Annotated in this window: 5 protein-coding genes; 2 read left to right on the forward strand and 3 right to left on the reverse strand. The window is 40.1% G+C overall.

Features of this window, described 5'->3' with window-relative positions; all coding sequences use genetic code 11:
- Positions 1–46: 46 nt before the first annotated feature.
- Entirely contained in the window at positions 47–664 is a 618-nt protein-coding gene (locus NYR30_RS08990) for a cation efflux transmembrane domain-containing protein (protein WP_066111092.1), read from the forward strand.
- A 105-nt stretch (positions 665–769) separates the two neighbouring features.
- On the opposite strand, the gene NYR30_RS08995 is transcribed toward NYR30_RS08990, so the two are convergent.
- Complete coding sequence (locus NYR30_RS08995) at positions 770–1231, reverse strand: NUDIX hydrolase (protein ID WP_066109739.1); 462 nt, start codon at positions 1229–1231, stop codon at positions 770–772.
- 2 nt (positions 1232–1233) lie between these two features.
- Entirely contained in the window at positions 1234–1908 is a 675-nt protein-coding gene (locus NYR30_RS09000; RefSeq protein WP_066109742.1) for an rRNA large subunit pseudouridine synthase E, read from the reverse strand.
- Positions 1909–2099: 191 nt separating this feature from the next.
- Between NYR30_RS09000 and icd the strand changes: the two genes are divergently transcribed.
- A complete protein-coding gene (gene icd / locus NYR30_RS09005) occupies positions 2100–3350 on the forward strand; it encodes an NADP-dependent isocitrate dehydrogenase (protein ID WP_066109745.1) in 1251 nt (416 codons plus the stop codon).
- 390 nt (positions 3351–3740) lie between these two features.
- Here the strand turns inward: icd and NYR30_RS09010 are convergent, their stop codons facing one another.
- Positions 3741–11597, reverse strand: coding sequence for a YadA-like family protein (locus NYR30_RS09010; protein WP_302500649.1), 7857 nt, complete (start codon positions 11595–11597; stop codon positions 3741–3743).
- Positions 11598–11624: the final 27 nt, after the last annotated feature.

Below are 11624 nucleotides of genomic sequence, written 5' to 3' on the forward strand. Positions count from 1 at the left end.
CCTTTATAGTCTAGACCTGTTTTTATTCAAGTAAAGGGTTTTAATTATGTCTTGTGAACATGATCATTGCTGTCAAATAACTGCACAATCAAACAAATATCGCAAAATACTTTGGTGGGCATTTTCCATCAACGCCATTATGTTTCTAATCGAAATTATTGGTGGTATTAAAGCAGGTTCAGTTTCATTACTATCCGATAGCTTAGATTTTTTTGGTGACAGTGCTAATTACCTTATCAGTCTATTTGTTTTAGGCAAAACACTGAGTTTACGAGCTAAAGCCTCACTACTTAAGGCATATTCGATGGGGATTTTTGGCATTTGGATCTTACTCACCACGCTATATCAATTATGGTACGGCGAAATACCGAATTATCATGAAATGGGTGTAATTGGTTTATGTGCTTTTTTTGCCAATATACTTGTCGCACTACTTCTATACACATTTAGAGAAGGAGATAGCAATATGCGTAGCGTTTGGCTCTGTTCTCGTAATGACGCCATTGGTAATTTAGCGGTTATCCTCGCTGCGATTGTTGTATTCTATACACAAAGTAACATACCAGATTTAATTGTTGCCTTTTTTATGTCTTATCTTGCCATCAAGGCTTCCTGGCTTATTTATCAACAGGCTAAACAAGAATTACAACAACATCACGCATAAAATAAATAGTGCATCTCCCATACCTTCCTCAACATTGAAGAAGGTATGAGAAATTTAAAAGATAGGATTTGTAACAGAGATCCTTTTAGCTAATTCATAACTCATTTACTGAAAATTAAAACTTTGCAAAACCGCTAATGGATAACGTTTTCCAGCCAAATAATCTTGTACTGTCTGCCAGACCAATGGGTTACGCGCAGCATTTCCCTCTTGGGCAATATAGTGTTGAAACTCATCAACAGTTAGCCACAATGCGCCACTAATATCACTATCATGTGGATGTGGTTCAACACACTCATCTAACTCCACAATAAACACAAAACGGAAATAATCCTTACCAGAGCGCGGTGCATGCCATTGATATACGCCTAACAGCGCTTGCATATCCGCCTCAATGCCCGTTTCCTCGAATAATTCCCGTTTTGCTCCCTCTAACAAGGTTTCATTCTCTTCCAAATGTCCTGCGGGTTGATTTAAGGTCATCTTGCCGTATTCAAATTCTTCAACAAATAAAAATTTATCTTGGCAATGCACTACACAAGCCATCGTAATTCGTGGATTTAACATTATTACTCCTTTAAATTTAATTTCAGACGCTGTAATAACTGCTGTTTTTCTTGTTCATTTAACTGATAACTGTTACCCAATGTCAATGCAGGAAAAGCAAAAAGCTCAAAGCCAGCCACCGCAACACGCACCAAACGCAACGTTGGAAAACCAATATGTGCAGTCATACGGCGTACTTGTCGATTACGCCCTTCGTGAATACTGATTTCTAACCAACTGGTCGGAATCGTTTTACGCTCACGAATTGGTGGTTGACGTGCCCATAACTGCGACGGTTCCGCAATCATTTTTACCTGTGCAGGTAACGTTTTACCATCATTAAGCATCACCCCGTTACGCAAACGATCTAAATCCTGTTCAGTGGGAATCCCTTCAACCTGTACCCAATATGTTTTTGCCAACTTAAATTTCGGCGTGGTCAAACGATGTTGAATTTCACCATGATTGGTCAATAACAACAACCCTTCACTATCTCGATCTAAACGACCACAAGGATACACATCTGCAATAGCAATAAAATCTTTTAAGGTTTGCCGTCCAGCCTCATCACTAAATTGGCTTAACACATCATAAGGTTTATTAAATAGCACAATTTTGGTTTCTGCTAATGTTGGCTGCGGTTTCGGTGATAAATTTCGTTTTATCGGCTTGCGCCCAGTTCGGTTAAAATTTCGCATTTAATTATTAAAACAATGTTAAAAGTGTGACGTAAGTACCTGTTCTGTTTCGGCATTTATTTTATACTAAAACCACTTTGATTGCTGATTATCACTTGCTTTATTACAAGCAAATTTTCTAAAAAAATCAGCGCTCAATAATTCATCATTTTTCTTTTATTTTCTTATTTTCTAGTTGAAAAGGACAACTCATGCAAACTCAGATTAAAAAGCCAACCCAAGGTCAGCCAATCCAACTTACTGAAAATGGACAATTGATCGTACCAGATCAGCCAATTATTCCATTTATCGAAGGCGATGGTATCGGGGTTGATGTCACTCCTGCAATGCAAACAGTGATTGATGCCGCTGTGGCAAAAGCCTATGCAGGAAAACGTAAAATCCATTGGATGGAAATTTACGCGGGTGGCAAGGCAAATCAAATCTATGGAGAAAATACTTGGTTACCAGATGAAACTATTGATGCAATCCGTCAATATCACGTTGCAATTAAAGGGCCATTAATGACACCTGTCGGCGGTGGCATTCGCTCATTAAATGTGGCAATGCGTCAAGGTTTAGATCTTTATAACTGCTTACGTCCAATTCGTTACTATGAAGGCACACCGAGCCCAGTCAAACACCCAGAATTAATTAATATGGTTATTTTCCGCGAAAATTCGGAAGATATTTATGCTGGTATTGAATGGGTCGCTGGATCAGCAGAAGCGCAAAAAATGATCCACTTTTTACAAACCGAAATGGGCGTGAAGAAAATCCGCTTTACAGAAGATTGTGGTATTGGCGTAAAACCGGTATCAAAACAAGGTACACAACGTTTAGTGCGCGCCGCGTTACAATATGTGATTGATAATGATCGTGATTCTTTAACCTTAGTGCATAAAGGTAATATTATGAAATTTACCGAAGGCGCCTTTAAAGAGTGGGGTTATCAAGTTGCCGAAGAATTTGGTGCTACTCTAATTGAACAAGGTCCTTGGATGCAACTTACCAATCCAAAAACCGGTAAAAAGATTATTATTAAAGACTGTATTGCCGATGCGTTCTTGCAAGAAATCCTACTCCACCCAACCGATTACGATGTTATTGCGACATTAAACCTAAACGGCGATTATATTTCGGACGCACTTGCTGCACAAGTTGGCGGTATTGGTATTTCTCCAGGGGCAAATATCGGTCTTGATGCTGCGATTTTTGAAGCCACTCATGGCACTGCACCAAAAATTGCTGGTAAAAATATTGGTAATCCAGGTTCATTAATTCTTAGCGGTGAGATGATGTTGCGTCATTTAGGTTGGTTTGAAGCAGCTGATTTAGTGGTAAAAGCAGTTTCACAAACTATCGCTAATAAGACTGTTACCGCAGATTTCGCAGATATGATGGAAGGAGCAACTTTACGTTCTACCAGTGAATTTGCTGATGATATTGTTAGCAATATGTAGTCTGCTATTTTTTATTTTTCAAAAGTGCATTTGGATAACTTTTTGAAAAATATGGCTTTTCAAATCTCCCAAACCCTCTTCAATCTTGAAGAGGGTTTTCTGTCATTAAAGTGCAGAATTTAGGGCATTTTGGCGATAAAAGTTATCACAAGGTACTAATCTCAATTTGAATAATGAACAACATCACCACAAAGTACCAATCTCAATTTGAATAGTGAACAACATCACCACAAAGTACCAACCTCAATTCAGGTAATAAACCGTTCCCATTAACTCATCAATCAACTGTCCAACTTTAGGGGTGCAGTTCAGGGTTAGGGGAGATTTAAGTACAAAAAAATAGCACCCAGCTGGGTGCTATTCAATTTACATTTGTCTCCTAATCAGAAATTACCAAGTGTAGCCTACGCTGACAGCACCTCCTGTATCACCGCTGCTAGTGGTCATACCTGATAAACGGACACCAATCTTACCGTTATCAGAAAGTTTAGAAATACCAAAGGCTACGGCACTTTCTCCTTTGAAGGTTGCTGTACCTACAGACACTGTTGTGCGTCCAGCTTGTGTAGTTTGCTGCAAGTTAGCAGTTGCCATTGCGCCAGCAATACCGCCACGTGATTCCTTAGTTAAGCTATCAATACGTTTATTAACATTATTGATGGCTTTATTCGTATCTGTAGCGAATGCTCTGATTTGACGCATATTCACCGCATCAGTGTCATTAACACCATCAGCTACACCACGAACACGTGTTGGATTTTTCTCTGTGCCAACATTTAACACGTTAGTAGTCGAACCATCTTGGTTTTGATCTACTGTTGAATTAATAGTTACATTGCCGCCAATAGTAACTTGTTTAAATTCAACATTGTCCGCCATATTCACAGTGTAAACTGTTGCACCATCACTATCCTTAGTCGGTTCATCAACAACGATGTTCTTGCCGCCTTTGACTTTAGTTCTTGCAGCTTGAGCAGCTGTCTTAGCCTCATCCGCGGTCTTCACCGCATTATCAGCCTTGTTATTGACCACTTCTACAGCTTCGTGGATATTATCCTTACCAGTACCACCGATATCGGTAACTTTACCATCTTTAACAGCGCCTTTACCAACTAGACTATGCAACTGACCACCATTGACAGCTTCTTTGCTGTTCTCAGCAATCTTACCATCGGCCACATTGCCTAAAGTTTGTGCATCACCCATACCTTGTTTTTGATCAGGTTGAACTAGCATAATACCATCTGGAGTTTGTACTCCCTTATCTTTATCTGCTTTACCTTTCGAATCAGCAAAATACAAATTACCATCTTCAGCAGCAACAAGACGTTTAACTACATCCTTACCATCTTCTTTCACTGTTTTGATATAAGCTAATGGTAAGTTACCTAACTGACCAGCAATATTATTCACATCATTCTTAACGTTAGTTACATCACCTTTAACGGTATTAACTGAGTCATCAACATATTTCTTGTTGGCTGCATCGGTATCATTCTCTGGGCCAGCCACATTCTTAATTGTATTACCACCATTATCTAAACCATCTTTAGTAAGGCTAACTTTATTCTTACCAGTTGCTGTGATAGTAATACCATCGCCATCGATCTTCGTAGTTGAAGTCTTAGTATCTTCAGGTGTCGTACCTTCTTTCTTAGTAAAGGTTGCAGAGTTCATATCAGTAAGATCTTTATTCACACTAATAGTCACTTTACCATCTTTATCGACAGTTGCAGTGGTGTTGTCACCATTTTGGAAATCAAGACCTGTATCCAATGATACTTCTGGTTTGCTTACAGTTTGAGACTGCTCCTTATCATCAGTATAGGTATATCCTGCACCATTCGCTTTATAGGCAAGTTTCACTGTTGCACTATCACCAGTTAAATCGCCTTTAGTCACGACTTTATTGTCGCCAGTAGGAGTTGGTGTAGTGCCATCTTTACCATTAGTACCGTTGATAACTACAACATTACCACTACCATCCACACCGATGTAGCCATCTTTACCTGTTTGACCATTTTTACCGTTTAACACAATACCGTCAAAGCCAGGAGTTTTCTTCATTTCAATACGAAGAACATCACCGTCTTTACCGTCTTTGTGGGTAATAAGGTTATCGGCAGAGTAATTAGCTGCATTTGATGTAGCCCATGTAACAGAGCTATTACCTTGGATCTTCAACAATGAACCTAATGGACGATGGATAAGACCGTCTGCTTCAGCTTGATTACCTAAGAAATCAAGACCAGCTTGTGCCACCGCTTGAAGGTCAGCTAAGGTTGTTGCTTTATTTAAAGCAGCACCTTTAAGGTTTAATAGACCATCGTGATTTACCTTACTATCATCTGTATAACCATTCATTAATTTTTTAGCAGCTTCATCTGTAATAGCATTACCACCAAGCATTAACGGATCGTTAGTGCCAGATTTAATCGAATCAATACCTAAAGCACTCGCAATATTTGCCAAAGTAGTTGTTGCTGTAGTTGAACCATCAGGGTTCACCGCAGAAAGCATTACATCAGACTTAGCGACATTACCTTCTTCACCTGCAGGATCAAAGCTAGCATCTTTCTTCTTAGCCAAATCAGCTAGAGTAAGACCTTCAGCACCTGGTAGAGGTTTGCCATCTTTCATATTTTCTGTGCTATACCATAAACCATTGTCCGCTTTTTGGTAACCAGTCACAGTATCAGCAGAGTAATATTTACCGTTTTCCACTAAGACACGATTACCTGCCTTATCGGTATATACCACAGTACCTGCAGCGCCATCACGTAAAGCCTGAACTTTGTTGATAATGGTTGTACCGTTGGTGCCATCTTTACCAGCAGGGCCAACAAGACCATCTTGACCAGGTACACCAGGAATGCCTTGTGCTCCCGGCACACCATTAGTACCGTTATAACCATAACCATCAACGCCGTTGATACCATCTTTACCATCAGCACCTTTAAGCGGTGTACCAATGATTTGTTTCGCAATCGCATCTAATTGGCCTTTATTGACCGCATCTTTGCCATTAACACCGTCAGCAACATCAGTAATACGAGCGCCGTTCATACTGATAGATGGTTTTCTTTCATCATACGGTGTCGTCGTAACATCATCAGTAACACCATTTGTAAAGGTAATGCGTGCTTCCTTAGGATCAGCTGGGTTAGACGCCGTACCACCACCGATAGACTTGATGTTGTTTAATACGTCATTTAAGTTGTATTTCACAATACCGTCTTTATCAATTTGTGCGGTGATATTAGTACCATTATTAAAGTGTAAGCCTTCACCAAGTTTGACTGTTCCAGCCTGTTTAGTAGTTTGTTTACCATCTTCGTCAACTGTATAACCCGTACCATCGGTCGCATACGCAAGTTTAATAGTTGCATCACTAGTATTATCACCATTGAGGTCTTTTTCAGTAATAACTTTAGAACCGTTAGCACCGTCTAAACCGTCTTTACCATCTTTGCCATCTGTACCGTTGATAACGACAACTTCGCCTTTATCATTGACACCGATATAAGCGTCTTGGTCACGAGTTCCGTCTTTGCCGTCTTGACCTTTAGCGCCATCCTTACCGTTAATTACGATGCCGTCAAAGCCTGGTGTCTTCAACATTTGAATACGGAGTTGTTTGTTATCTGCATTGACTACGGTAGCTAAGTTATCACCACTATAGTCATCTGCTTTCTCAGATACATCAACAGCAGCACCGCTAGTAGCATCAACCTTGCCCACAATATTAAGGGTAGTACCTAAAGCACGACGAAGTGTTGTACCTGTGTTATCTGCAAATACTAAACCAGTTACGCCTAACGCTTGTAGATCAGCAAGAGTAACCGCTTTATCAAGTGCTGCGCCTTTAAGAGCGTAAAGTCCTGAAGCAGTTCCATCGGTAGTACCGATAAGTTCAGAGATCTTCTTACTATCTTTAGCTACTGTATCTGCGGTAAGGGCTGTACTTGCATACTTACTCGCATCAATACCCAACGCACTGGCGATATTTGCCAATGTTGCCGGTGCTTTAGTTGAGCCATCAGGATTTACTGTAGATAACATAATTTCATTATCTGCAAGTTCTTTACCATTCTTATCTGCGACAAGTTGTGCAAGCGTTTTACCTGTTTTATCTTGTAATGGAACACCATTCGCATCTACATCATTTGTGTCGTACCATAAACCATCAGCCGCTTTTACTTTATTGCCAGCAGTCGCTAAAGAATAGAACTTGCCGTTTTCTACTAATACACGATTACCTTGAAGATCGGTATAAACCACAGTACCTGCGGCACCATCACGTAAGGCTTGTACCTTATTGATAATAGTTGTGCCGTTGGTACCGTCGTTACTTGCAGAACCATCAAGGCCATTAACACCATCTCTACCCGGTTGACCTTGAGCACCCGGTGCTCCTGCTTGACCTTGCGCTCCCGATACACCATTAGTACCGTCATAACCATCATTACCATCAACGCCGTAACCATCGATACCGTTAATGCCGTCTTTACCATCCTTACCATTAAGCGGTGTACCAATGATTTGTTTCGCAATCGCATCTAATTGAGCTTTATTAACTGCATCAGTACCATTTACTCCGGCAAGTACATCAGTAACACGAGCGCTGCCCATACTGATAGTCGGTTGTCTTTCATCAATATCTTTGGTATCAGCACTATCAGTTGCTTTACCTGCATTAAAGGTAATCTTCGCAGCTTTTTCACCAGCTCCAGCTTTACCTTCAATTGAAGTAATACCAGTGAGCTGATCTGCTAAGGTGTAGGTGATCACGCCATCATTATCACCGCCAGTAACCGTCAAGTTTGTATTACCTGACTTAAAGGTAAAGCCTTGTTTATGAGTGGTTGTTTTAGCGGTAGCGTCGTTGTTGACTTTATAGTTAAAGGTTGCAACTTCGCCAATATAGTCTTTAAGTACATCACCAGTCACTAAGCCTGTATCACCAGTATCAATCGCTGCTTTATTCTTAACTTGCTTCAAGGCAATATTAAGTTTTCCACCTTGGTTAGATACATTGATATTTGCACCTTTGTATTCCACACCAGTATCATCAGCTTTTGTTTTAGCTGTTTCATCATTAGAAGTAATTTCTAATGTTTCAGTAAGCGCTTTCGCAATGGTTACAGAATTAGTATCGTTACCAGAGAAACTTTCCGCTTTGAAGTTTAACTTACCGCTGATACCTGTTTGGGTTGTGGTACGTAATGCACTAATTGCTTCTTCAATAGTTTTCGCACCAGTGCCGCCAATACCACCTTTATTACCATTACCAGAATCATTTACTACCGCCGGAGTGGTAATCTTGCCATCTTTATCAGTGCTATAACCTGTACCTAATAGATTGGTTAATTGGCTAACATTAAGCGCATCAGTACCGTTAACACCAGCGGTTACGCCGGTTACACGCGCATTGTTCATACTGATAGTTGGTTGCATTTCGTTAACAGTAGTGCCATCTTTATCAGCAGCAGCACCCGCGGTAAAGGTAATACGCGCTTCTTTATCCGCACCTTTAGTCGCACCGCTACCAATAGAACCAATACTTACTAAATCTTTCGCCAATTTCACAGTAAGTGAACCTGTACCCTTATCAGTATCTTGTGTACCTTCAATAAAGATATTGTTAGCAGCCGCTTTGTCATTATCTAATGCAGTAAATTTAGTTGCATCATCTGTATAACCAGCAATCGATAATTTTTGTGACAATGCACGATTTACCTTAGTTGCATCATTGCCTTGGAAGACAAGGCCTGCTTGCGCTAAAACTTGTAAGTCAGCAGCAGTGGCAACACGGCTCATATCCAAATCAGGTCTAGTATCGTCACCCTGTGCTGGTTTAGTTCCTTTACCTGCTTTACCTTCGAGTAAATTCTTCACAATCGCTTGCGCATCAGCACTTGTTGGTGTTGCTGTACGTTTTAGTGGTTGTGGTTCAAGAGTGCTTGTAGTATCCGCTGTTAAATCAACACCCAACGCACCAGCTAAGTTAGCCAATGTGATTGGTTTTGTTGTTGTACCATCAGTATTAACAGTAGAAAGAATCACATCATCAGAATTTACAACCTGACTACCTGCCCCTTCATGATCTCGTTGATATTTAGTATTAAGTCCTGCTAAATCTAAACCGTCTTCTGTAACATTCGGTTTTAGATTACCATCATTGTCAACATTCACTGCTGAATACCACTTACCATTATTAGCTTTCTTATAGCCAGTAGTAATGGTATCGCGATAGAAGTATTGTCCATCATCAGAAACTACCAGACGCTTACCATCTTTCGCAGTGTAAACTACAGTACCAGCAAGACCATCACGTAATGCTTGCACTTTATTGCCAATGCTTTGACCGTTAGTACCATCTTGACCTGCAGGACCTTCAGTGCCTGTAGTACCCGGAGTTCCGTCTTTACCATTAAGTGCGGTTTTAATTGCGTTTAACTGGCTCATATTCACTGCATCATTGTCATCAGCACCTGCTGCAATGCCTTTGAGTTGAACCGGAACGGTTTCATTCGAAGCAGTATCTGGTTTAGGAGCACTCAATGTCATCGTAGGCGTAGCTGCAGTACCACCTGGGGTTAGGGTAACTTTCGGTGCGTCCGTCGCAGAACCTTGAAGATTTAATGCTTCAAAGGTTGGTGCTTTTAACATTTCGATGCGCAATGTACCTTCATCATTATGGGTGATAAGGTTATCTGCACTATAAAGCTTACTAGTGTCGTCATTACCACTTGACTTGATATACTTAGCACCATCTTTACCTTCAATATTAAGCACAGAGCCTAAAGTTTTGCGGATACGGTTAGCTTTAAGAACATCATCATCTTGGTTACCTAAAATATCAAGACCTGCAAAAGCGAGAGCTTGTAAATCACCAACAGTCGCTGCACGAGTAAGATCTATACCTTTGAGAGCATAAATACCTTTTTCAGTATCTGATGTTGCATCACTGTTACCAATAACACTTTGTGCTTTGTCTTTATCAAGCGCTTTCTTATCCAGTGCAACTTTCTCACCCTTGGCAGTATCAGCAGTAGCGCCTAGAGGATTAATACCTAACGCACTTGCCAAGTTACCTAACGTAATAGGTGTTGTGGTATTGGTATCATCATCATTATCCACTAAAGATAAGATAACTTTATTCGCATCAGCATCAGCGAGAGCGTTTACACTCTTAGACTCACTTTCATTTGTTGGTTTATCCTCTGCACTATTCCAATTAGCCGAGCTATACCATTTACCGTTGTAATAATATGAGTCTTTTACATCACTATAGTGATAGTACTTACCGTCATCTGTTTTCACAACACGATTGCCAGCAGCATCAGTGTACACAACAGTACCTTTAAGGCCTTTTTCAAGTTGAGAAATACGGTCATTAATTGTGCCATGTTCACTGCTGTTGATACCCAATTTATCCGCTAACTGACCACCAGTGATCGCATCTTTAGAACCTTTTTCGATCTTACCATCCGCTAAACCAGTGAGTTTCACATTATTAGCAGTGATATTAGCTGGTGTAGTTTGTTCTCCACTTTGTGTAGCAGAATTAAAGGTTAGACGAGCTTCCCCTATTGCGCCTTTACTATCGCCGCTACCAATAGAATCAATCGCTTTAAGATCTTTGCTAAGAGTGAAGTTAACTACACCATCATCAGCAGATGCAGACTTAGAAATCACGATATTCTTATTATCTGGAGAACCTGATACACCTTCTCCACGGAAATCAAATCCTTGTCCTAAAGTGACAGAAGAAGTATCACCAGCATTGACTTTATACTTAATTGTGGCTGCACTAAAGCCATGATTTTGCATTTCGGCTAACGCCTCTTTTACCGCTTGTCCAGCAGTAAATTTCAAGACAGGAACTGTTTTACCACCTGTTTTTTCAGCATCAGTATATGTTCCATCATAGACAATATCGATATAGCCATCACCGGTAAATTTAATACCATCAGTAATATCTTTAACCGTTGGATTAGATACATCTTTTTCTTGCTGTACGGTGTAATTGTTCATACTAGGAGTAGCATCAGCTGAAACAAGTTTACCTTCTTGATTAAGTTTATAAACATTTGTTATAGCGTTGTTAACTCCTCCTTGATAGCTATCATACTGATCTTTAAGTATATAATAAGTTAATCCATCATTTTTTGATGTAACAGCAACATAAGGATTATCAGAACTACTTCCATCTAATGTTAATGATTTAGTTCGTAGTTTCATGGTGTAGCCATCATCAACTACTTTAAA

This window comes from Gallibacterium salpingitidis (assembly GCF_030517105.1).
GTDB lineage: Bacteria > Pseudomonadota > Gammaproteobacteria > Enterobacterales > Pasteurellaceae > Gallibacterium > Gallibacterium salpingitidis.